The organism is Corallococcus interemptor, from assembly GCF_003668875.1.
In the GTDB taxonomy this organism is placed as follows: domain Bacteria; phylum Myxococcota; class Myxococcia; order Myxococcales; family Myxococcaceae; genus Corallococcus; species Corallococcus interemptor.
This window is the reverse complement of sequence record NZ_RAWM01000066.1, coordinates 17,414-40,409: the sequence shown is the minus strand read 5'-3', so window position 1 is coordinate 40,409 and position 22,996 is coordinate 17,414. Positions and strand designations below refer to the sequence as shown.

Genomic DNA, 22,996 nt, shown 5'->3' with positions numbered 1-22,996 from the left:
CCGGTTCTCCCTGACCCGGATTGCTCTTCCCTCCTGCGTCCGGGATGCTTCCCTCCGACGTTTCGAAGGGATGGGGATGCACGAACAGAGACGAGGGGGAGTCCAGGCGCAATGCCTGATCATCAGCCTGGTGGTTGTACTCACGGCGGCGGGCTGTGGTGACGCGCCGGAGGCAGCGGGCTCCGTGGACACTCGGGCCTCGCGGCTCTTGGGGACAGGAGGCACTCCTCCGGTGGCGGAGCTGCTGGCGGACATCTGGCCGGGCGACTCCGACTCCAACCCCACCACCCTGACGAACGTCAACGGCACGCTCTACTTCGAAGCCACCGAATTCCTCATCGGCGGTCAGCCGTGGAAGAGCGACGGCACCGCGGCCGGCACCGTGCGCCTCAAGTCCATCTCCTCGCTTCCCAGCGCGGGGCCGGTGTCCTTCACGGCGGTCGGCAACACCGTGTTCTTCAGCGCCGACGATGGCTGGTTCGGCCGCGAGCTGTGGAAGACGGACGGCACCTCGGCCGGCACCGTGCTCGTTGAAAACATCTACAGGGAGGCGGCGGTGGGCACCCCCAACGCCCACTCCAATCCGTCCTGGCTCACGCCGATGAACGGGACGCTCTACTTCACCGCGACGGATGAGGCCGGGACCGACCGACTGTGGAAGAGCAACGGGTTCGACTGGGGGACCACCGCCGTCCAGCTCTATACGTATCCCGGGGCGCGGGCATCCTCCTGGCTCACGAACCTCAACGGCACCCTCGTCTTCGTGGCGAGCACCACCAACCTGGGCTTCGAGCTGTGGCGCAGCGACGGCACCGAGGCCGGCACCGCGCTCATCCAGGACTTCAATCCCGGCAGTGGCAGCTTCGTGCCTCCCTACATCCCACCGCTGCTCACGGTCTCGAACGGCTCCATCTTCTTCAAGGGCGATAACGGAACTTCCGGGTTCGAGCTGTGGAAGACCGACGGCACCGCGGCGGGCACGCAGCTCGTGCGGGATATCTGGCCCGGCGCCGGAGGCTCCCACCCTTCCGGATTCCTGGATGTGAATGGCACGCTGTACTTCATCGCTTCGGATGCCTCCACCGGCGACGAGCTGTGGAAGACGGACGGCACCCCGGCGGGCACCGTGCGCGTGAAGGACATCCGGCCCGGAAATCTGGGGTCCTCGCCGTCCTCGCTCACCGCCGTGGGCAACACCGTCTACTTCCTCGCGGATGACGGCGTCAGCGGCAGGGAGCTGTGGAAGACGGACGGCACCGACGCAGGCACCGTGCGCGTCCGGGACATCCTCCCCGGGACCGCGAGCCCCTCGCTGGCCTCGCTCACCGCCGTGGGCTCCACCCTGTTCTTCGTGGCGGATGACGGCGTCAGCGGCAAGGAGCTGTGGAAGACGGACGGAACTGCCGCCGGCACCGTGCGCGTGAAGGACATCTGGCCCGGCGCCATCGGGTCCGCCCCCTCGTCCCTGGTCCAGCGCAACGGCTTCCTCTACTTCGCGGCGGATGACGGCGTGTATGGCCGGGAGCTGTGGATGAGCGACGGCACCGAGGCGGGAACCGTGCTGCTGCGCAACATCCACACGACGCCACGAAATTCGTTTCCGGCGTCCATGATGGACCTGAACGGCACGCTCCTCTTCACGGCCATCAACGGCGTTCATGGCCGCGAGCTGTGGAAGACCGACGGCACGGCGGCGGGGACCGTTCTCCTCAAGGACATCAACCCCGGCCCCGCGAGTGCGTCTCCGACGGGATTCGTCCGGGTGGAGGACACGCTCTATTTCGCCGCGGAGGATGCGGCGGGCGGCGCCGAGCTGTGGAAGACGGATGGAACGTCTGCGGGCACCGTGCGAGTGAAGGACATCCGCCCCGGGGCTACCGGCTCGCTGAACCTCCAGGACGTCGTCCTCTCGCGCGTTGGACGCACGCTCTACTTCGCGGCGGATGACGGTGTCAGCGGCAAGGAGCTCTGGAAGACGGACGGCACCGAGACCGGCACCGTGCGCGTCAAGGACATCCGCGCCGGGGCCACGGGGTCCATCACCCAGAGTGTTCCCGCGTTCGGCAACGTGGGCGGAGTGCTCTACTTCGCGGCGAACGACGGCACGAGCGGCCTGGAGCTGTGGAAGACGGACGGAACCTCCGCCGGCACCGTGCGCGTGAAGGACATCTGGCCCGGTGCCGCGGGCTCCGACCCCATTCGCTTCGCGGACGTGGCAGGCACGCTCTTCTTCATCGCCACGGATCCCACCTCCAGCTTCGAGCTGTGGAAGAGCGATGGGACGGAGGCCGGCACCGTGCGCGTGAAGGACATCAACCCCGGGTCTCCCTTCTCGTTCCCCGACAACTTCCTGGTCGTGGGCGGGACGCTCTATTTCACGGCGGAGGACGTCAGCTACGGCCGGGAGTTGTGGAAGAGCGATGGGACGGAGGCCGGCACGGTGCGCGTGAAGGACATCGCCCCGGGCGCGGCGCACTCCTATGTCTCCGAGCTCACGCCCTACCAGGGGCGGGTCTTCTTCGGCGCGGAGGACGGCTTGAGCGGCAGGGAGCTCTGGGTCACGGATGGGACGGAGGCGGGCACCGTGCGCGTGAAGGACATCCGGCCCGGGGCCGCGGGCTCGAGTCCGCAAGGTCTGAAGGTCATCGGGGATGCGCTCATCTTCAGTGCCTTCAGCGGATCCTCCGTGGGGTCCGAGATCTGGCAGTCGGATGGGACCGCGGAAGGGACGCAGCTGTTCCTCGCCATGCCGGGGACGGGCTCGTACCGGCCCACCGGGTTCGTCCTCAAGGGGGACACGCTGTACTTCCAGGGCAGTGATGCCACGCATGGGGCCGAGCTGTGGCACGCACGGCACGTCGTCGACGTGACGCCGCCCACGGTGACCTGCCCTACGTCCGTGGTGGCCTCGGCCACCGGTCCGCAGGGCGCGGCGGTGGAGTTCCCCTCCGCGACGGCGAGCGACGACAGCCCTGCCAGCCCCGCGTTGAGCTACAGCCATCCGAGCGGCAGCGTGTTCCCGCTGGGAGCCACGAACGTCACCGTCACGGCTCGGGACGCGGCCGGCAACAGCGCTGCCTGCTCCTTCCAGGTGACGGTGCGGGACACCACGGCGCCGGACCTGGTCTGTCCGGCGGACGTGTCGGCGCTGGCGACGGGCGACGATGGCGCGACGGTGGAGTACCCGGCGGCCACGGCCTCGGACGCCGTGTCCTCCGCGACGGTGGCCTACAGCCAGGCCTCCGGGACGACGTTCCCGGTGGGCACGACCGTCGTCACCGTCACGGCCACGGATGTCGCGGGCAATGCGTCCTCCTGCACGTTCCCGGTGACGGTGACGGAGACCGCGCCTCCGGCCATCACCTGTCCGGAGGATGTCTTCGCCGAAGCCGTCAGCGGCGAGGGCGCCTCGGTCCCCTACCCTCCCGCCGCCGCCACGGGGACGGGAGCGCTGTCGGTGACGTACAGCCAGGCGTCCGGCTCGGTCTTCCCCATGGGGGCGACGCGCGTCACCGCGATGGCGCGCGACGAGCGGGGACGCAGGGCGACGTGCGGCTTCACCGTCACCGTGCGCGACACGGTGGCGCCGGAGATGAGCTGCCCCCAGCCCCTCGTCGTGGAGGCCACTGGTGCGACGGACACGCGGGTGGACTATCCGGCCGTGCAGGCTTCGGATGCGGTCACGGCGACGCCTGCCGTGACCTACAGCCACGCGAGCGGGAGTGGGTTCGCGCTCGGGGAGACGCAGGTGGAGGTGACGGCGAAGGACGCGGCGGGCAACGCGTCCACGTGCACCTTCTCCGTCATCGTCGTGGACACCACTGCCCCCGCGCTCACGTGCCCGGTGGCAGTGGTGGCCGAGGCCACTGGAGCAATGGGAGCGTCGGTGGAGTACCCGGCGGTCTCCGCCATGGACACGGTGTCAGGGCCCGCGACGGTGCGTTACAGCCACGCTTCCGGCAATGGCTTCCCCCTGGGGCAGACGCCGGTCACCGTCACGGCCACGGATGCCGCGGGCAATGCGTCGTCCTGCGTCTTCACCGTCACCGTGCGGGACACGACGCCCCCCATGGTGGGGTGCGCCCCGGATGTCGTCGTGGAGGCCGAGGACGCCACGGGCGCGAACGTGACGTACTCCACCGCCGCCCCGTTCGATGCGGTCTCCGGCCCCGCCGTGACGATGACGTCCAGCGCGCCTCCGGGGTCTCGCTTCGCGCTTGGGGAGACGCCGGTGCGAATCACCGCCACGGATGCGGCTGGCAACACCGCCGCGTGCACCTTCACCGTCACCGTGCGTGACACGGTGGCGCCGGCACTGAGCTGTCCCCTGCCCCGCATCGTGGAGGCCGCCAGCGCGACGGCCACGCGGGTGGACTATCCGGCCGCTGTGGTTTCGGACGCCGTCACCAGCGCGTCCCGCGTGACGTACAGCCACCCGAGCGGCGCTGACTTCCCCCTGGGAGAGACGCAGGTGCGGGTGTCGGCGGAGGACGCGGCGGGCAACGCCTCCACGTGCACCTTCACCCTCACCGTGCGGGACACGACCGGGCCCGCACTGACCTGCCCGGCGAACGTCGTCGCCACGGCCACCAGCGTGAAGGGAACTCGCGTGGAGTATGCGGCGGCTGTCGCCACGGACGCGGTCTCCGCGCCAACGCTCGGCTACAGCCAGCCGTCGGGTTCGGTGTTCGAGCTGGGGACCACGACGGTCACCGTGACGGGGCAGGACGCGGCGGGCAATGCGTCCCACTGCACCTTCCAGGTGACGGTGAACCCCAAGCCCGTCACGGAGGAGGGGCCGCTGCCGCCTTCATGCTCCGGTTGTGCGTCCACGGACCCGGGCACCAGTGGCCTCGCCTGGAGCGCGGTGGCCATGCTGGCGTGGGGAGTGAGCCGTCGCCGCTCGCGCAGGACGGCAACCTCCTGAAGTCCCGGCCGCACGCACGGTCTACCCGTGCGTGCGGTCCATCTCCCTCGCCTACTTCGCGCGGGCCGTGGTCTCACCCGTGAGGGTGAACTGGGTGGCCGCCGCGGTCACGTCCACGGCGGTGAAGCCCACGGACGCCGGCGTCCCGCTGCCCGGCAGCTCGATGAGATCAATGCGGTCGCCCGTCACGAGCTTGCCGTCGATCTCCACCTGGAACGGGTCGCTGGCCGACCCCACGGAGAACGGGCCGTAGGAGCCGCCGCCGTAGAAGCTCCAGCCGGGCGCCGTCACCAGCGTGCCATCCATGTCCAGCTGGAGCCGGTCGTTGAAGCCCACGTTGCACGGGTACCAGTAGGACGCGAAGTCCCACCACCAGGGCCGCATGAAGCGGTCGTAGTTGTTGAAGTTGATGCCCTTCGCGACCAGGGCCCCGCGCGAATACACGGCCGCCGCGTAGTGCGCGCCGCCCTTCGTGCCCGGGAAGGTGGGCTCCAGGACCATCTGATCCTTGGACCCGCCCAGCCCGATGCGCAGCGTGCTGATCACCCGGGTGCCGTCGCGCGCCGTGAGGAACAGGCCCTGCTCCTTCGCACCGATACCGCCGATGGCCGCCTCCATCCGCCACGCCGAGGCACGCGGGAACTGGCTGGAGAAGCCGTCCTGCCTCACCGTGTTCAGCCCGGCAACGTCGATGCCCTTCGTTCCGGACTTCAGCGTCGCGTTGCCGGTCGCGCAGTTCCGGATGCCATTGAAGCCATCGATGCACTGCGTGGCGCTTGCCTCCTGCGCCATCAGCGTGTCGCCCTCGGACGCCGTCCCTTCACCACAACCCACCGCCGCCATGCACAGGAGAGAGGCCGCCATCAGGCGACCCTTGATCTGGATGTTCATCGAGCTGAACCTCATTTGAGGGGATGACTGCTTGCCGGCACGGGGGGCCGGCCCCCGCCCCCATTGCAGTCCCCACGCCACACGCCGCTCACTCGGAGGCGCAGGCTTGGGGAGCGCCCACCGTGGCTCGATGGGTCACAACGCGCCGCCCATCCGTAACCCTTCGAGTTACAAGCCCGCGGAGAGCGGCGGCGCATGGGATGGTGCGGCATGGACTTCCAGGCGCGACTCGCGGCGCTCACGCAGCTGCTCCGGCCCTGGGCCCCGCTCTGGTCGCGCTCCATCCTCCAGGGCTGGCCCGAGTCCGGCGCCGCCTGGCCCGAGGACTGGCTGGCCCATGCCCGGTCGCTGGATGAAGCGGGCGAGCGGCAACTGGATCATGGCGTCCTCGTGGGCGCCCCGCCTCCGTCCCTGGTCGCGCTCCTTGGCACACTCCAGGAGCTGACCGCGCTGCCGTGGCATGAGGGCGTTCACGCACTGACGGTGTCGGAGACGCAGGGGCTCAGCGCCAAGAAGACCCATGAGCTCGAGCGGGTGCTCGCCCTGCTCGCGCCCCGGACGCGCTTCATCCACCAGGCGGTGGATATCGGCGGCGGCATGGGGCACCTCGCCCGCCTCTGTGCCCGGACGTTCGGGTGGACCTTCCACAGCATCGACCGGGACGGCGCGCTGCAGGACAAGGGGCAGCGTTGGCTGACGAAGTCACGCTCCTCCGGTGCGGGCACCCTGAGCTTCATCCAGGCCTCCGTCGAGGACGGGCTCCAGCCACGGATTGATCCACTCTTCTCCGGCGGGGACCGGGCCACCATCGGTCTGCACACCTGCGGGCCGCTCGCCCTCACGCAGATTCGCAAGAGCCAGGGGGCGGGCTTCGTGCTGAACGTCGGCTGCTGCTACGACAAGCTGGAGGCCCCGCGAGACTTCCCCGTCTCCCGCTTCGGGGGCGCGCATCCCCTTCCCTTCACTCCGCATGCCCTGGCGCTGACGACGCGGGGACGGCATCACAAGACCGACGTGGAGTTCGCGCGGATGAAGCAGGTGTACGCGTGGCGCTTCGCGTTTCATCTCCTGTCACGCCAGCGGTTTCCCGAGCTCGGCTTCGTGCGGGCAGGTGACGCGCCCCGGGCGCTCTATGCCGGACGCTTCGCCGCGTACGCGCGCGACCGCCTGGAGCGCCTGGGCCTCGAGCCCGGCATGACGGACTCCGCGTTGGAGTCCTTCGAGGTGTCCGTTCGCGCCGAGACGCGGGACCTGCTGCTCTGCCATCTGCTGAGGGACCGCTTCGCGAGAGCCTTGGAGGTCGTGCTCCTGCTCGATCGCGCGATCCTGCTGGAGGAGCTGGGCTTCCAGGTCGAGCTCCTCCAGCTTTTTGATCCACGCCTGTCTCCGCGCAACCTCGCGCTCGTCGCGTCGAGGGGCGCTTGAGCGGGCCTGCTCAGAGCATCTTCGCCATGATCTCGCGCTCGCGCTGATCGAGCTTGATTGAGTCGAGCGTCCAGTCGATGAGCTCGCCGGCGACCGAGGCGTCGAAGCCGAAGGCGCTGGCGGCCTCCTTCACCGACGCGCGCTCCTCGGTGGCGAGCTGTCCGTCGGCGCAGGCCACTTCGACGAGCATGCGCAGCAGGGAGGCGCGCAGCTCGCGGATTTCAATCTTGCTGACGATGTCGGTGAGCCGGCCGGGCTTCTGGAACTCTGCCTCGATGAGCGCGGCGACCTGCGGGTCGCGGGGCGACAGGCCGATGTTCAGCACCACCTCGTCGAGCTGCTGGCGCTCCTCGTCGGTGATGCGGCCATCGCTCGCCGCCACGTTGGCCATGGCCTGGACGAACGCCAGCAACTGCTCCTGGGGGTACTCGTGCGTCATCTCATCTCCTGGGTAGGCAGCACGTGGCTGACGGGAAACCCACGGACAGCCACGAAGCCGGACTGCTCGTGACCACAGGATAGTGGGCGCACATGAGGAGCGAAAACGGTTTCCGCCGGACGCGATGACGCGCAGGGACAAGCCCCCTCGCATCTTGGCACGGAACCCGTGACAATTCGCGGCATGACCCTGCGACGCTCGATTCTCTCCTTGTTGATTTTCTCCCTCGCGGGCGTGCCTGCCCTTTCCGCTTGTGGCTCCGATGACGGCGATACCCTGCCGGATGCGGGCACCAGACCCGACGCAGGCCCACCGCCCGACGCCGGTACCGGGTTCGACGCGGGCACCGAAGTGGACGCGGGCACCGAGTCCGACGCGGGTACCGAGCCCGATGCGGGCATCACTCCGGACGCTGGCACCACTCCCGATGCGGGCACTGAGCCCGATGCAGGCACCACTCCCGACGCAGGCTCCGAGCCCGACGCGGGCTCCGAACCGGATGCGGGCTCCGAGCCCGACGCGGGCACCGAGCCCGACGCGGGCTCCGAACCGGATGCGGGCACCGAGCCCGACGCGGGCACCAGCGCGGATGCAGGCACTGACCTCTCCACCACCTGCGAGGGTACGTGCCAGGACACCGCGGTCACGGCCCGGATGTACGAAAACCAGGTGGTCCTGAACCACGCCTACTTCGGCTATGCGGGGCCGGAGAACGCCGGGGACCCCTGGATGCTGTGGATCGAACTCAGCAATGGCGCGACGGATGAGTGCCCGTCCGACACTTCGCCAACCCCCCCGCAGATCGCCACTCTCGAATTCGTGAAGGTACCGGTGGACACAACCCCGGAGACGGGCTCCACGGGGGGTAGACCGTCATCCGTGGTGTTCGACTTCGATGGCGCGCTCATGCCGCAGATCGCCGTTCGCAGTACGGGCCTCACCTTCACGCCAGTGGCGGCCTCGATCTGCCCCAGCTGCATCGAGGCCGGGACGTTTCCCGCGAAGCACTTCGTGGCCTTCGACGTGAACGCCACCTACGCGAACGGCACCGTGTCCGGCCACGGGTACGCGACCTACTGCCCTTCGATGAACACCCTCTAGAACGACGGAGCGCCGGTCAGCCCTTGGGGCGCAGGAGGCGCCGGGTGGCGACGCGCACCACCCGGCCCTCTCGCGCGTGCTATCCCTGCCGCCATGAGCGACGAAAACCCGAGCATCCTGTCCCACGTCTCCATTGGCACGAACGACTTCGCGCGCGCCGTGGCCTTCTACGACGCGATCCTCACGCCGCTGGGATGCCGGCGGGTGTTGGAGTTCCCGAACGCGGTGGCCTACGGCCGCCAGTTCCCGGAGTTCTGGGTCCAGACCCCCATCGACGGGAAGCCCGCGACGGTGGGCAATGGCACGCACTTCTGCTTCCTCGCCACGTCGAAGCAGGCGGTGGATGCCTTCCACCAGGCGGCCCTCAAGGCGGGCGCCACCGATGACGGCGCTCCCGGCCCTCGGCCCCTGTATGGCCCGCCCTACTACGGGTGCTTCGTGAGGGATCCGGACGGCCACAAGGTCGAAGCGAACTTCTGGGACGCGTCGCTCGGCGCCCACGAAGCCGTCTGAGCGAGCGGGGTGCGGCGGGCTCGCGCCAGCCCCCGCCCCACGCGCTCCCAGCCCCGTCCCTACCTTCAAGGCATTGGGGCCACAGGGGCCTGTCGCCACGGGAGGCGCGCCATGAACACCGGAGCATCCGAGCCCACCGCCGCAATCCCCCGCTACGTGCTGGAAGGCCGGGTGGTGACGCTCAACTCCCGGGACGAAGTATTGGAACGGGGGCGCGTCCTCGTCCGGGGCTCCCGCATCGTCGCGGTCGAGCCAGCGGGCGGACCGCTCCCTGAATCCTTCCGGGACGCCCCCCGAATCGACACCGGGGGGACGCTGTATCCAGGGCTCATCGACCTGCACAACCACTTCGTCTACGACGTGCTGACGCTGTGGCGGGTGCCCAAGCGCTACCTCAATCGCACCCAGTGGCCGCGTCACGCGGACTACGCCCCGCTCATCTCCCTGCCCATCCGCGTGCTCGGCGGGCATGCGCCCTCCGCCCGCGCCGTCGTCCGCTACATCGAAGCCAAGGCGCTGCTGGCCGGCACCACCACCGGCCAGGGAATCCGGACGCGTGTGTCTGGAGGCGAAGCGCTCTTCCGGGGCGCCATGCGCAACGTCGAGGAGCCCGACGACGACCGCCTGCCCGCGGGCAGCACCCGCGTGATGGACCTGCATGACGACGCCCAGGACATTGAATCCTTCCGCGACGCCCTGAAGACCCACGCGGCGTATTTCTATCACCTGGGCGAAGGCGTCGATGACTACGCCCACCGCCGCTACGCCGACCTGGCCGGCCATGACCTCATCCAGCCCTCACTGGTGGGCATCCACAGTCTGGGATTGCAGCGCCCGGACCTGGACACGATGGCCGCGAAGGACGCCAAGGTCGTGTGGTCTCCGTTCAGCAACCTGCTGCTGTATGGGCAGACCCTGGCGGTGTCGGATCTGCTCGGCGCGGGCGTGACGTTCTCGCTGGGCTGTGATTGGTCACCCACCGGCAGCAAGAACCTCCTCCAGGAGCTGAAGGTCGCCCGGCATGAAGCGGCGCGGCAGGGCGTCTCCCTGCCCTCGCGGACGCTGGTGCGCTCGGTGACGTGTGACGCCGCCCGGGTCGCTGGCTGGGAGACGCAATTGGGCACGCTGCGCGCCAACGCACTCGCGGACATCCTGGTCATCGAGGGCACGGGCGGCGACCCCTATGACACGTTGATCTCCGCCACGGAGAAGCAGGTGCGCCTGGTCATCGTGGATGGTGTGGCCCGCTACGGAGACCGCGCGCTGATGGAACCGCTCGCCTTCGACCCGATCCATCCCTCCGAGCCCTGGACCCTCGACGGCGTCGAGAAGTCGTTCTACCTGTGGGCCGACGACTCCCCCCTCAACGACCTGGGCTTCGACGCGGCGCGCTCGGTCCTTGATGAAGCCATGGCGGACCTGCCGGACTTCCGGCGTCGGATGGAGCTCGCGGCGCGCGACCGGCCGGGCCCGGAGCCCTTCGAGCTCGTGCTCGACAATGAGCCGCAGGACGTCCTCGCCACCGTCACCGACGTCGGACAGGTGGCCGGGCGGATCAAGCTCGACGCCCCCACCGTGGGCGGGGCGGACTACTGGGAGCTCCTGTCCGCGCAGCTCAACCTGGATGACACGCTGAAACAGGAGCTGAGGTCGGACTACGCGTGAAGCACGTCCGGGGTGGAGCCCCCGGAAATAAATGTCCCTGACGGCGTAACCCTGGTGCGGCGGCAGCACCGGACGGCTCGGAAGGGACATCTCGAATGAATCACAGCGCGCGGAAGGCTGGATGGGTGGCACTGCTGGCGGGTGCCCTGCTGGTGGGCGGAGGGGCTTGCGGCGGCGATGACGGGCCCCCGGACGAAAACCCCTCCCCGGACGGAGGGACGCAAGCCGACGCCGGGACGAAGCTCCCCGCCGAGGAGGGCCGGGCGCTCGCGGTGTCCAATGGCGGGCTCGTCGTGGTGGGCTCCACGGAGGTGAACCTGGCCACCACGGGCGTGGACCTGCTCGTGCGGCGCTACACGGCCTCCGGTGAGGTGGACACGGCGTTCGGCACGCAGGGCTCCGTGGTGCTGGATTTCGAAGGGCCCGCCAAGGGCCCCATCTCCGGCCAGCGCGAGCAGGACGACCGCGCGGACACGGTGGCGGTGCTGACGGATGGCAGCATCCTGGTCGCGGGCTTCGCGCGGGGCGGCAACGCCACGAATTCGCGCGACTTCGCGGTGGTGAAGCTCAAGCCCGACGGCCAGCTGGACACGAGCTTCAACAAGACGGGCCGCTCGCGCCTGCACTTCGGCGAGGACAACGCCGTCAACTTCGTGGGCACCCTCCGCGGCATCCTGCCCCTGGAGGACGGCCGCTTCTACGCCGGCGGCTTCCTGACCAAGTCCGACGGGCTCGATGAGGACTTCGCGGTGATCCGCTACAACGCGGACGGCTCGCTCGACACGACGTTCAAGTCCGCGGGCAGTCCGTCCGGCAGCTGGATTGGCGGCGCGTACACGGACGCGGAGGCCGTGCAGGGAATGGCGCTCCAGGGCTCCAGCGTCGTCCTGGGCGGAGGAGATCACTTCAAGGCCGTGCGCATCACCGCCAGCGGCAGCCAGGACCTGACGTTCGGCACCAGCGGCCTCGCGACGAGCGAGGGCGGCCAGGCCCATGCATTGGTCGCGCGTCCGAACGGCGGCTTCCTGCTGGCGGGCTCCGATCAGGACGTGAAGGTCGGTGGCGAACTGCACGGCGTGCTCAAGCTCGTGGCGTACACGGCGGACGGCAAGCCGGACGTCACCTTCGGCCCCGCGGGCGTGCGGCAGCTCACCGCGCCGGCGGGAGTCCTCGACGTGGTGGACGTCAGCGGCGTGCGCATCCAGGCGGATGGGAAGGCGCTCGTCTTCGCGGATGTGTACGCGAAGCCCGTGCTCTTCCGCCTCCAGGCCAACGGCGACCTGGACACGTCCTTCGGCACGGACGGCATGGTGCGCTGGACGGAGACGCAGCTGGCGGTGCCGCTGTTCGTCCGCGCCACCACCGGCCCCAAGCTGACCGTCCTGGGTGACAAGGCCTTCGTCACGGACGCGAACGTCTACTCCTCCGGGTTCTTCCCAGACGAGAACCCACGCGTGCTGCTCAAGAGCACGGGGCTGTAGCCCCCACGCCAGGGAAGACTGGAACGGTGTCGGGCCCTGGACGTCCGCTCGCCTTCCGGGGTCATCCGCCATCCGAAAGGCACCCGCTAGCGTTCCTCCTTCATCCGGGAGGAACGCCATGCCTGAGGTCATCGTGGTGGGAGGAGGCGTCGCGGGGCTGACGGTCGCGCACGAGTTGGCGGAGCGCGGCCACGAGGTCCACGTCTTCGATTCGCGAACGACGTGGGGCGGCAAGGCCCGCTCCCAACCGGTGCCCGGCACCGGTACCGGGGGAAGGAGCGACCTGCCCGGGGAGCATGGCTTCCGCTTCTACCCGCGCTTCTACCGGCACGTGATTGACCAGATGCAGCGGACTCCGGCCGCCGGAGCGCCGGGCCGGAACGTGGCGCAGCACCTCCAGGCCACCACCGAGAGCGCCGTGGCGATGGTGGACGAGGACACCTGGTATCGCTTCGCCCGCAGGCGGCTGGACCGCCCCCATGACATCTGGGAGGCGTTGCAGCTGTACTTCCAGAAGCTGAACCTGAGCGCGGTGGACGGCGGCTTCTTCGGCCTCAAGATCCTGCAATTCCTCTCATCGAGCGACGAGCGCCGGCAGGGGGCCTACGAGAACCTGGCGTGGTGGGACTTCATCGAAGGGGACCGCTATGCGCCCCGCTTCCAGCGCCAGATGCGCGCGCTGCCGCGCACGATGGTGGCCATGGATCCCCGGCGCGGCTCCACGCGGACGCTGGGCACCATCTTCATCCAGCTGCTGCTCGACTTCGCCACCAGCGAGGTGAACAACGACCGGACCATGGGCGGGCCCACCAGCCAGATGTGGCTGGAGCCCTGGGTCGCGCACCTGCGTGGGCTGGGCGTCCAGTTCCACGAGGGCGTCCGCTGCACAGGGCTCGACGTGGCCAACGGGCGCATCTCCCAGGTCCACTTCGACGATGGCCAGGCGCGCACCGCCGGCCACTACGTGCTCGCGGTCCCCATCGACGCGGCGCAGGGCCTCATCACGCCGGAGCTCGCCGCGCTGGACCCGGCGCTGGCGCGGCTGCGGCTGGCGGACGTGGACCGGCTGGTGGAGTGGATGGTCGGCATCCAGTTCTTCCTCTACGAGGACGTGCCGCTGGTCCGGGGCCACACCTTCTACGCGGACTCCCCGTGGGCGCTGACGTCCATCTCCCAGCCCCAGTTCTGGCGCGAGCTGGGGCTGTTCCGGCAGCGCTACGGGGATGGCCAGGTGGGAGGCCTGCTGTCCATCGACATCTCGGATTGGGACACGCCCGGCACGCTGGTGCGCAAGCGCGCGAAGGACTGCACGCCGGAGGAGATCAAGACGGAGGTCTGGGCCCAGCTCAAGGCCGCCCTGAATGGCCGGGACGCGGATGAGCAGGTGCTGACCGACAGCCTCCTGCATTCGTGGCACCTGGACTCGGACCTGGACTACGGAGCCGGCCTCCCGCCAATCAATTCCTCACGGCTGCTGGTGCATCCACCGGGCTCCTGGGAGATACGGCCCGAAGCCGCGAGCAGGATTCCCAACCTCTGCCTCGCGTCGGACTACGTCCGCACGAACACCAACCTGGCCACGATGGAGGGCGCGTGCGAGGCAGGCCGCCGCGCCGCCAATGCCATCCTGGAGCGGACGGGCTCCCGGGCCCCGCGCGCCGAAATCTGGGCCCTGGAGGAGCCTGCGTCCCTGGAGCCCTGGAAGCGCCTGGACGCGGAGCTGTACCGGCGGGGCCGTCCGCACCTCTTCGAGCTGCTGGGCTTCCGGTCCGCCCAGGCGGCGGCGGACCTGCTGCGCCGGGCCACCAACCTGGGCTTCTCCGGGGTCGATGAATGGATGGATGTCTTCCGCCTGGCGGGCGGGGTGGACGGGCTGTTGGAGCGCTTCACCAGCCCGTCGCCACGGTAGGTGCCCTCAGCCCTGGGCGTTTGACGGGGCGGTCACGGTCGCGGCCTGCCTGCGGGCGACCAGGGCGCCGAAGACTCCGGCGGTGAAGAACATGATGACGCTGTAGATGGCCGCGGGAATGGCCATCACGCCGTCATTGAGCAACCGGGGGCTGGAGGCGATGGCGATGGCCAGGGTGCCGTTGTGGATGCCCACCTCCATCGCGATCGCCACCGCCTGCTTGCGCTCGACGCGCGCCAGGACGGGCACCACGAAGCCCACCGCCATGCTGGCCAGGTTGAAGGCCAGCGCCGCGAGCCCCACGCTCTGGAAGTAGGTGACCAGCTGGTCGCGCTCCTTGAGCGTCGCCGCCAGCACCACGAGCACCAGGAACAGCGCCGAGACGATGCGCACGGGCCGGTCCAGGCCATCCGCGAGCGCGGGCCGCTTCGCGCGCACCCACATTCCCAGCGAGATGGGCACCAGGACGATGCCGAACACCTGGACGATCTTGGCGAACTGCAACGGAATGGCGCGCTCCTCTCCCATGAAGTGCGCCAGGGAGAAGTTCACGATGAGCGGCAGCGTGAGCAGCGACAGCACGCTGTTGACCGCCGTCAGGCTGACGTTCAGCGCGACATCGCCCTTGGCCAGGTGGCTGAAGAGGTTCGCCGTCGCACCGCCCGGAGTGGCGGAGAGCAGCATCAAGCCCACGGCCAGCTGGGAAGGCAGCCCGAAGCCTGTCGCGATGCCGTAACAGACCACGGGCATGAGCAGCGTCTGACAGCCCAGGCCCACCAGCGCCGCGCGCGGATACAAGGCCACGCGGCGGAAGTCCGCGAGGGTGAGGCTCAGCCCGAGGCCGAGCATGATCACCCCCAGGGCAATAGGCAGGAACACCTCGGTGATGGCACTGCTCTGCATGGCGGGGCCCCCAGCGAAAGCCTTTACTCTGCCAGAAAGTGGCGGAGCACGAGCAGCCGCACCTCCGTCATGTCCTCGATGGCGTACTTCACCCCCTCACGGCCCAGCCCGGAGCCCTTCACTCCGCCGTAGGGCATGGTGTCCACCCGGAAGCTGGGCACGTCGCCGACGACAACTCCGCCCACCTCCAGCTCGTCCCAGGCCCGCATCGCGCGTGACAGGTCCTGGGTGAAGAGGCCCGCCTGGAGGCCGTAACGGCTGTCATTGACCCGGCGCAGGGCTTCGTCGAAGTCGTGGAACGGCTGGAGCAGCACCACGGGGCCGAAGGCCTCCTCCGCGCACAGCGCCGCGTCCTCCGGGACGCCCTCCACCACCGTGGCCTCCAGCAGCGCGCCGCGCCGCCCTCCTCCCGTCAGCACCCGGGCACCCCGCTCCACCGCCTGCTGGATCCAGCCCTCCAGCCGGCGTGCCGCGGGCTCGTCAATCAATGGCCCGAGCGTGGTGGCCTCATCCCGGGGATTGCCCGCGCGCAGGGCCTTCGCCCTCGCGACGAGCCGTTCCCTCAGGGCGTCGTACAGCGACTCGTGCGCGAGCACGCGCTGCACCGAGATGCAGCTCTGCCCCGCCTGGAAGAACGCCCCCTGCGCGATGCGGTCCGCCACGAAGTCCAGGCGCCCGGCCTGGTCCGCGTCCACCACGCAGGCCGCGTTGCCGCCCAGCTCCAGCACCACCTTCTTGCGGCCGGCGCGGGCCTTCAAATCCCAGCCCACCTTCTCCGAGCCGGTGAACGACAACAGCTTCAGCCGGTCGTCCTCGATGAACGGCCCCACGTCCTCCAGGCGCGTGGGCAGGACGGAGAAGGCGCCTTCTGGCAGCGCTGTCTCCGCGAGCACCTCCGCCATGAGCAGCGCGCTCACCGGCGTGCGGTCCGACGGCTTGAGGACGAAGGGACAGCCCGCGGCGATGGCGGGCGCCACCTTGTGCGCCACCAGGTTGAGCGGGAAGTTGAACGGCGTGATGAACGAGCACGGCCCCACCGGCACGCGCTGGGTGAAGCCCCGGTAGCCCGCCGTGCGCTGCGACACCTCCAGATTCAGGACCTCGCCGCCTCCACGCACCGCCTCCTCCGCCGCCGCCTTGAAGGTCTCGATGAGGCGGGTGACCTCTGCCCGCGCGTCGCGCAGCGGCTTGCCTGCCTCGATGCAGAGGGCGAGCGCGAACTCCTCCGCGCGCTCCTGGAAGCGGCGCACGCAGTGCTCCAGCACCTGCTGGCGGGCATACGGCGCCAGCTTGCGCATGGGCCCCGCCGCGCGCACCGCCGCGGCGATGGCCTCCTCCACCGCGGCCGCGTCCGCCACGGCCACTCGCGTGACGACCTCTCCTGAATACTTGTCGGTGACGGGCAGCTCCGCGTTGGGCTGCCGGGGCCGGTTGGCCAGGTAGTACGGATAGCTCTCAGCCAGCATGGCGTTCCTCCAGGGGACCGGCACCGAGCGCCCGCGCGGTGTCCGTGTAGTCAATGGGCAGGTCGATGACGTGCACGCCGCCCGACTCCAGGCAGCGCGTGAGCGTGGCGCCGAACTCGGTGGCGCTCGTGGGGCGGTGGCCGCGTGCGCCGTAGGCCTCCGCGTAGCGGACGAAGTCCGGGTTGCCCAGGGTCATGCCGAAGTCGGGCAGGCCCATCTCCTCCTGCTTCCAGCGGATCATCCCGTAGCCGTCGTCGCGCACGACGATGACCGTCAGGTCCAGCTTCAGGCGCACCGCCGTCTCCAGCTCCTGCGAGTTCATCATGAACCCGCCGTCACCGCAGACCGCCACCACCTTGCGGCGCGGGTGCACGAGCTTCGCCGCGATGGCGGACGGCAGCCCCGCCCCCATCGTCGCGAGCGCGTTGTCGAGCAGCAGCGTGTTGGGCCGGCGGCACCGGTAGTAGCGGGCGAACCACAGCTTGTACATGCCGTTGTCCAGGCACACGACGCCGTCATCCGGCATGGCGCGGCGCACCTCCGCCACGAGCCGCGCGGGGTAGATGGGGAAGCGGTCGTCCGCGGCGCCGCTCACGAACTGCGCGTCGAGCCCCGCCCTGGAGCGCTCGAAGGGCGTGAAGTCCCAGTGCGAGCGCGGGCCCACGCCCTCCGCGATGCGCCAGACGGCGTTGGCCAGGTCTCCGGTCACCTGCACCTGCGGGAAGTACACGGGGTCGACCTCCGCCGAGGAGAAGTTCAGGTGGATGACCGTGCGGCGGCCGTCGCGCATGACGAACGGGGGCTTCTCGATGACGTCGTGGCCCACGTTGAGGATGCAGTCCGAGGCCTCGATGGCGCGGTGGACGAAGTCGCCGTCGGACAGCGCCGCCGTGCCCATCCACAGCGGGTGGGTTTCATCCACCACGCCCTTGCCCATCTGCGTGCTGAAGAAGGGCAGGCCCACGCGGTCCACGAAGGCGCGGAGCATCTCCGACGTGAGCTTGCGGTTGGCCCCCGCGCCAATCATCAACAGCGGGCGGCGGGCCGAAGCGAGCGTCTCCACCGCCTGCGCGATGGACGCCTCGTCCGCCACGGGCCGCCGCGCGACGCCCGGCGACAGGGGCTGGGCCTCGGTGGACTCGCGCGCCACGTCCTCGGGCAGCTCCAGGTGGGTGGCGCCGGGGCGCTCCTCCTCCGCGCGGCGGAAGGCCTCACGCACCGCCGAGGGGACATGCTCCGCCGACACGAGCGTGCGGGTGGACTTGGTGAGCGGCCGCATTATTCCGACGACGTCGACGATCTGGAAGTGGCCCTGCTTGCTGACCTTGATGGGCTTCTGGCCGGTGAGCATCACCATGGGCATGGCGCCCAGCTGCGCGTACGCCGCCGCGGTGACCAGGTTGGTGGCCCCCGGCCCCAGCGTCGCCAGGCACACGCCCGCGCGTCCGGTGAGCCGCCCCTGCGTGGCGGCCATGAACCCCGCCGCCTGCTCATGGCGCGTGACGATGAGGCGCATGCCCGCGGTGCGCATGGACTCCAGCAGGTCCAGGTTCTCCTCGCCGGGCAGGCCGTAGACACAGCGCACGCCCTCGGCTTCGAGCGCCTTCACGAACAGATCCGATGCCTTCATGGGTCCCTCTCCTCAGGTGACGCGGAAGATGTACCCAGGGGCACCGATTCGTACATTCGTCTGTTTTCATCGAATCGATAGATGCTGTCTATGATGCCCCCATGGAGCTCCGGCACCTGCGCTACTTCTCCGCCGTCGCCGACGCGCTGCACTTCGGGCGCGCCGCGCGGCGGCTGCACGTCTCCCAGCCCACGCTGTCGCACCAGATCCACCAGCTGGAGGAAGAGGTCGGAACGCCGCTCTTCGAGAGGGCGCGCACCGGAGTGCGGCTCACCCAGGCCGGAGAGCTGTTCCGCACCTATGCCTCCCGCGCGCTGGAGGACGTGAACGCGGGGCTGTCCGCGGTGGGTGCGCTGCGGGGGCTCGCCACGGGTGCGCTGCGCGTGGGCTATCCGCCGAGCATGCGCGGGCTCGTGGTGCCGGCCCTGGCGGCGGTGCTGCGCAGACATCCCGGGCTGGCGCTGAGCGCGCAGGAGGCCGTGGTCCGGAAGCTGGAGCGGCAGCTGGCGGCCGGCAAGCTGGACGTGGGGCTGGGCTATGCGCCCGCGCGTCTGTCGGACCTGGACGCGGAAGCCGTCTTCGACAGCCGGCTGGCGCTCGTCGTCGCGCGGGGACATGCGCTGGCGGGCGCGGAGTCCGTGGGGATGAAGCAGCTCACGGAGGAGCCATTCGCGCTGCTGTCACGCGGCCTGCGGGTGCGCGCGCGGGTGGACGCGCACTTCGCGGCGATGCGGTTCGCGCCCCGGGTGGCGCTGGAGTCGAACGCGGTGGCCACCGTGCTGGCCATCGTCCGCGCGGGCCTCGCCGTCACGGTGCTTCCCGAGCCACGGCTCACGGACGCGGAGCGGCTGGTGGTGAAGCGGCTGTCCCCCGCGCCCCGCTCGGAGCTGGCCGCGCTCCTCTGGCGCAAGGGCGCGCCGCGCACGCCCGCGGCGGAGCTGTTCGCGGCGGAGGTCCGGGCGCGGGCGAAGGAGGATGCGGGTTAGCCCCAGGGCCGCAGCCAGAGCACCCAGACCGACAGGCCCAGCTGCACGACCAGCGTCAGCACCGCGCCCACCGCCTGGATGGAATGGGTGCGGAGCATTCCAATGGCATGCGCCAGTCGCGCCACGAACAGCGCACCGCCGAAGACATGCAGCGCCGTCGAGTTCCCGCCGCTCAGCTCCGCCAGCAGCAGCAGGATGAGCGTCATGGGCACCTGCTCGATGTTGTTGCCGTGCGCGCGGATGGCGGAGATCAAACCGGCATGTCCTCCGTCGCCCCGGAACACCTGGTGCTTCGTGCGGACCCGGCTGACGTTGATGGAGAGCACCACCGCAAGCAGGACGTTGAGCGCGGCGTAGAGCGAAGTCACCGGGACCAGGGAGAGCGTGCCGAGCAGGGGGGTCGTCAAAGCGAAGGCCTCCAACCACGAGAAGGCCGCGACGGTAGCCGTTTCATGAAGCCCATGGGCGGCCCTTGCACCGGGGTGCGGCCTCACCGAGCATCGGCCCGTGTCTCACTCACCCCATGACGTCCTGGCTGACCGCTTCGTCCGCACGCGCGCACAGGAGGCCCTGCTCGTCCTGGTCGCGGCGCTCTTCACCGCGTTGCTCGCGCAGGTCGCCGTCTCCGTGCCGGGCTCACCGGTGCCCATCACGGGCCAGACGCTCGCGGTCATCCTCACGGCGGCCGCGCTCGGGCCCGTGCGTGGCATGGCCGCGCAGGCTGCCTATCTCCTGCTGGGGGCGGTGGGCCTGCCCTTCTTCGCGAAAGGCGCCAGCGGCTGGGGCGCGCTGACCGGCGCCACCGGCGGCTTCCTGGTGGGATTCCTCCCCGCTGCGTTCCTCGTGGGCCTCGCGGCGCGACACGGCTACGACAGACGCTGGTGGACGGCGGGTCCGCTGTTCCTCGCGGGCCAGCTGCTCGTCCTGGCCATTGGCGTGTCGTGGCTCCGCGTGAAGGCCGGGCTCGACTTCGCCACGGCCTTCCAGAAGGGCTTCCTCCCCTTCATCCCCGGGGGAGTGATCAAGGCCGTCATCGCCAGCCTGCTCATGCTCGTGGGCTGGAAGTTCGCGCGGCCTCTCGCGAGCTGAAGCAGCGGCATTCGCGAAGCCCATGACACCCGCGTCCGCTGGACGGCCTCGCGTGCGTGCCGGTTCTGGCACGTTCCACCCCGGCGCGGGCGCCACGTCGCCACGCAAGCATTGGAAGTCACAGGAGATCCGACCTCTGGCGCGGGGGTTGCTCAAGGGATGCACGTCGCGCCGGAACGGACCGGCGCGCGTGCCTCCGAGTGCCATTGCATGCACCCCGCATCCCCGTGGAAGAAGTCCCTGCGTTCCCTTCTCATCGCACCGCTCGTGGCGGGGCTCGTCCCTGGCTGTGGCAGCGGCGAAGCACCGCCGGAGCCGGCCCCGCCGTCAGCGCGGGTCCAGGCCTCGCCACTCCTCACGACGCCTACGCCCAAGCAGCTCATCCTGGAGCCGGAGGCGGACACGTACGTCCGGCCCGCCAACCCGACCACGAACTTCGGCACCGCGCAGGACCTGTGGGTCGACTCCAACAAGGCGGAGACCTACCTGCGCTTCAACCTGAGCAGCCTCCCGGCCGGCGCCCACATCGCCTCGGTCATGCTGCAGGCCCTGGCCTTCAGCGGCTCCTCGGCCGGGGGCGACGGCAGCGTCTATGCGCACCTGGTGCCGGACGACACCTGGAGCGAGACGGGCATGACGTGGAACAACCGGCCCGCCGTCACCGGTGACAGGCTGGGCTCCTGGTGGCTCTGGTACGCCAGCACCTCTCCCAAACCCTCGCAGGTGGGTCTCAACTTCGACCCGAAGCTGAAGGCGCCCGTGCAGCAGGCCCTGGACTCGGATGGCCTGGTGTCCTTCCGGCTGATGTCCCCGGGCTACCACACGGTGTATCGCTCGCGTGAACACAGCGTCGCCAGCGAGCGCCCCAAGCTCATCATCAACTACTTCGAGCCCGGGGATCCGCAGGTGAACACCGACCTCCAGGTCGTGGCCCTCTACCCGCAGGCGGACGCGCAGGTCCTGGCGGGCAGCCCCACCACCAACTCCGGCAAGAGCATGACGATGACCGTCGACCGGACGGCGGCGGAGTCCTACCTGCGCTTCGGCCTGGGCAGCGTCCCGGTCAACGCGCAGGTGGTCGCCGTGTCCCTGGTGGCCACGTCCTATGACGGCACCGCGTATGCCGGCGCGGACGGCAACGTCTACACGCGGCTCGTCCCGGACAACACCTGGAGCGAGACGGGCATCACCTGGAACAACAAGCCCGCGGCCTCCAGCGACGACCTGGGCTCCTGGCTGCCGTGGAACCACACGGGCCCGTACACGACCCAGGTGGGCATCAACTCCAGCCCGAAGCTGGTGGCGCCCGTGCAGACGGCGCTGGAGTCGGACGGGATGATCTCCCTGCGGCTGGACTCGCCGGGGTACCGGACGCTGTTCCACTCGCGCGAGTACACGAACACGGAGGCCCGCTGGCCCCAGCTCATCGTCTCCTACTTCATCCCGCCCCCCTGCCCCACGCCCGTGGCCTCCGCGCCCACGCAGGTCGTCCTGGAGCCGGAGGCGGACACGTACGTCTGGTCCGCGAACCCGGCCACGAACTACGGCACCGCGCAGGACCTGTGGGTCGACTCCGGCAAGGGTGAGACGTACCTGCGCTTCAACCTGGGCAACATCCCGGCGGGCTCGCACATCGCCTCCGTCCGGCTGGAGGCCCTGTCCTTCAACGGCTCCTCGGCCGGGGGCGACGGCAGCGTCTACGCGCACCTGGTGCCGGACGACAGCTGGAGCGAGACGGGCATGACGTGGAACAACCGGCCGGCGGTGAGCGGGAGCGACCTGGGCTCGTGGTGGCTGTGGAACGCCAACACCTCGCCCAAGCCGCTGCAGCTGGGCGTCAACGCCGACGCGAAGCTGAAGGCCCCCGTGCAGCAGGCGCTGGACTCGGACGGGCGCATCTCCTTCCGGCTGCGCTCGCCGGGCTACCACACGGTGTATCGCTCGCGGGAGTACGGCGTCGCCAGCGAGCGGCCCCGGCTGGTCGTCAGCTACTTCGGGCCGGACGACGCCCAGGTGACGTCTCACCTGGAGGCGGCGTCCTTCTTCCCGGTGGCGGACACGTCCGTCTGGAAGAGCAATTCGAACGCGAACGCGGGCACGTCCATGGCGCTGACCGTGGACCGGGCGGACGCGGAGAGCTTCCTGCGCTTCGACCTCTCCTCCCTGCCGCCCACCGTCCAGGTGGCCTCCGTCGTCCTCGTCACCACGTCCTCCGGTGGCGACCTCACGGCGGGCGCGGACACGAACGTCTATACGCGGTGGGTCCCCGACAACACGTGGAGCGAGACGGCCATGACGTGGAACACCCGGCCCTCGGTGTTCAGCTGCGAGCTGGGCTCCTGGCAGTTCCCCAGCCGGCCGGTGCCGTACACCACGCAGGTGGGCATCAACGCGAGCCCGCTGCTGGTGCCCATCGTCCAGGAGACGCTGTCCATGAACGGCCAGCTGTCCCTCCGGCTCGACTCGCCGGGAAGCCGCTCGGTGTACGACTCGCGCGAGTACTCGAACACCAGCGCCCGCTGGCCGCGGCTCATCGTCTACTACTCCAACCCCACCGCCACGCCGTGAGGT

At 69.9% G+C, this 22,996-nt stretch carries 16 protein-coding genes; 10 read left to right on the top strand and 6 right to left on the bottom strand.

Features of this window, described 5'->3' with window-relative positions; genetic code table 11:
* Nucleotides 1-184 precede the first annotated feature (184 nt).
* Nucleotides 185-4,927 (top strand): ELWxxDGT repeat protein, encoded by a 4,743-nt coding sequence (locus D7X96_RS22850; RefSeq protein WP_158626613.1) that lies wholly within the window; start codon nucleotides 185-187, stop codon nucleotides 4,925-4,927.
* 51 nt (nucleotides 4,928-4,978) lie between these two features.
* Here D7X96_RS22850 and D7X96_RS22845 read toward each other — a convergent pair whose 3' ends face one another.
* Nucleotides 4,979-5,818 carry a hypothetical protein gene (locus D7X96_RS22845; RefSeq protein WP_121770706.1) on the bottom strand — a complete coding sequence of 280 codons (840 nt, stop codon included), beginning with the start codon at nucleotides 5,816-5,818 and terminating at the stop codon, nucleotides 4,979-4,981.
* A 210-nt stretch (nucleotides 5,819-6,028) separates the two neighbouring features.
* On the opposite strand from D7X96_RS22845, the gene D7X96_RS22840 reads away from it, so the two are divergent.
* On the top strand, nucleotides 6,029-7,243 hold the full coding sequence (locus tag D7X96_RS22840) for a methyltransferase (RefSeq protein WP_121770705.1): 1,215 nt from the start codon (nucleotides 6,029-6,031) through the stop codon (nucleotides 7,241-7,243).
* A gap of 10 nt (nucleotides 7,244-7,253) precedes the next feature.
* Here the strand turns inward: D7X96_RS22840 and D7X96_RS22835 are convergent, their stop codons facing one another.
* On the bottom strand, nucleotides 7,254-7,682 hold the full coding sequence (locus tag D7X96_RS22835; RefSeq protein ID WP_120549109.1) for a tellurite resistance TerB family protein: 429 nt from the start codon (nucleotides 7,680-7,682) through the stop codon (nucleotides 7,254-7,256).
* Between the two features lie 183 nt (nucleotides 7,683-7,865).
* Between D7X96_RS22835 and D7X96_RS41535 the strand changes: the two genes are divergently transcribed.
* The 5 genes from D7X96_RS41535 to D7X96_RS22810 all read left to right on the top strand — a co-directional run bounded on the left by D7X96_RS41535 (nucleotide 7,866) and on the right by D7X96_RS22810 (nucleotide 14,351).
* Nucleotides 7,866-8,783, top strand: a complete 918-nt coding sequence (locus tag D7X96_RS41535; RefSeq protein WP_121770704.1) for a hypothetical protein — start codon at nucleotides 7,866-7,868, stop codon at nucleotides 8,781-8,783.
* Between the two features lie 93 nt (nucleotides 8,784-8,876).
* A complete protein-coding gene (locus tag D7X96_RS22825) occupies nucleotides 8,877-9,296 on the top strand; it encodes a VOC family protein (RefSeq protein ID WP_120549111.1) in 420 nt (139 codons plus the stop codon).
* 111 nt (nucleotides 9,297-9,407) lie between these two features.
* On the top strand, nucleotides 9,408-10,961 hold the full coding sequence (locus D7X96_RS22820; protein ID WP_121770703.1) for an amidohydrolase family protein: 1,554 nt from the start codon (nucleotides 9,408-9,410) through the stop codon (nucleotides 10,959-10,961).
* A gap of 125 nt (nucleotides 10,962-11,086) precedes the next feature.
* Nucleotides 11,087-12,442, top strand: coding sequence for an NHL repeat-containing protein (locus D7X96_RS22815; RefSeq protein ID WP_244219686.1), 1,356 nt, complete (start codon nucleotides 11,087-11,089; stop codon nucleotides 12,440-12,442).
* Nucleotides 12,443-12,560: 118 nt separating this feature from the next.
* Nucleotides 12,561-14,351 (top strand): hydroxysqualene dehydroxylase, encoded by a 1,791-nt coding sequence (locus D7X96_RS22810; RefSeq protein ID WP_121770701.1) that lies wholly within the window; start codon nucleotides 12,561-12,563, stop codon nucleotides 14,349-14,351.
* A gap of 6 nt (nucleotides 14,352-14,357) precedes the next feature.
* Here the strand turns inward: D7X96_RS22810 and D7X96_RS22805 are convergent, their stop codons facing one another.
* Genes D7X96_RS22805 through D7X96_RS22795 form a run of 3 tightly spaced genes read right to left on the bottom strand, consistent with a single transcriptional unit; the run spans nucleotide 14,358 to nucleotide 18,350 of the window.
* Nucleotides 14,358-15,254: a bile acid:sodium symporter family protein gene (locus D7X96_RS22805; protein ID WP_121770700.1), complete on the bottom strand. Its 897-nt coding sequence runs from the start codon at nucleotides 15,252-15,254 to the stop codon at nucleotides 14,358-14,360.
* A 23-nt stretch (nucleotides 15,255-15,277) separates the two neighbouring features.
* The gene (locus D7X96_RS22800; protein WP_121770699.1) at nucleotides 15,278-16,720 is read right to left on the bottom strand and encodes an aldehyde dehydrogenase family protein; all 1,443 of its coding nucleotides are present in this window, start codon (nucleotides 16,718-16,720) and stop codon (nucleotides 15,278-15,280) included.
* The gene (locus tag D7X96_RS22795) at nucleotides 16,710-18,350 is read right to left on the bottom strand and encodes an acetolactate synthase large subunit (protein WP_121770698.1); all 1,641 of its coding nucleotides are present in this window, start codon (nucleotides 18,348-18,350) and stop codon (nucleotides 16,710-16,712) included. Before D7X96_RS22795 ends, D7X96_RS22800 begins: the two co-directional genes overlap by 11 nt.
* Nucleotides 18,351-18,451: 101 nt before the next feature.
* On the opposite strand from D7X96_RS22795, the gene D7X96_RS22790 reads away from it, so the two are divergent.
* On the top strand, nucleotides 18,452-19,336 hold the full coding sequence (locus D7X96_RS22790) for a LysR substrate-binding domain-containing protein (protein WP_121724186.1): 885 nt from the start codon (nucleotides 18,452-18,454) through the stop codon (nucleotides 19,334-19,336).
* Here the strand turns inward: D7X96_RS22790 and D7X96_RS22785 are convergent.
* Nucleotides 19,333-19,743: an MAPEG family protein gene (locus D7X96_RS22785; protein ID WP_158626612.1), complete on the bottom strand. Its 411-nt coding sequence runs from the start codon at nucleotides 19,741-19,743 to the stop codon at nucleotides 19,333-19,335. The genes D7X96_RS22790 and D7X96_RS22785 overlap by 4 nt on opposite strands.
* 100 nt (nucleotides 19,744-19,843) lie before the next feature.
* On the opposite strand from D7X96_RS22785, the gene D7X96_RS22780 reads away from it, so the two are divergent.
* Both D7X96_RS22780 and D7X96_RS22775 read left to right on the top strand, forming a co-directional pair.
* On the top strand, nucleotides 19,844-20,425 hold the full coding sequence (locus D7X96_RS22780; RefSeq protein WP_120549119.1) for a biotin transporter BioY: 582 nt from the start codon (nucleotides 19,844-19,846) through the stop codon (nucleotides 20,423-20,425).
* Nucleotides 20,426-20,635: 210 nt separating this feature from the next.
* Nucleotides 20,636-22,993 (top strand): CBM96 family carbohydrate-binding protein, encoded by a 2,358-nt coding sequence (locus tag D7X96_RS22775; protein WP_158626611.1) that lies wholly within the window; start codon nucleotides 20,636-20,638, stop codon nucleotides 22,991-22,993.
* The last annotated feature ends 3 nt before the right edge of the window (nucleotides 22,994-22,996 follow it).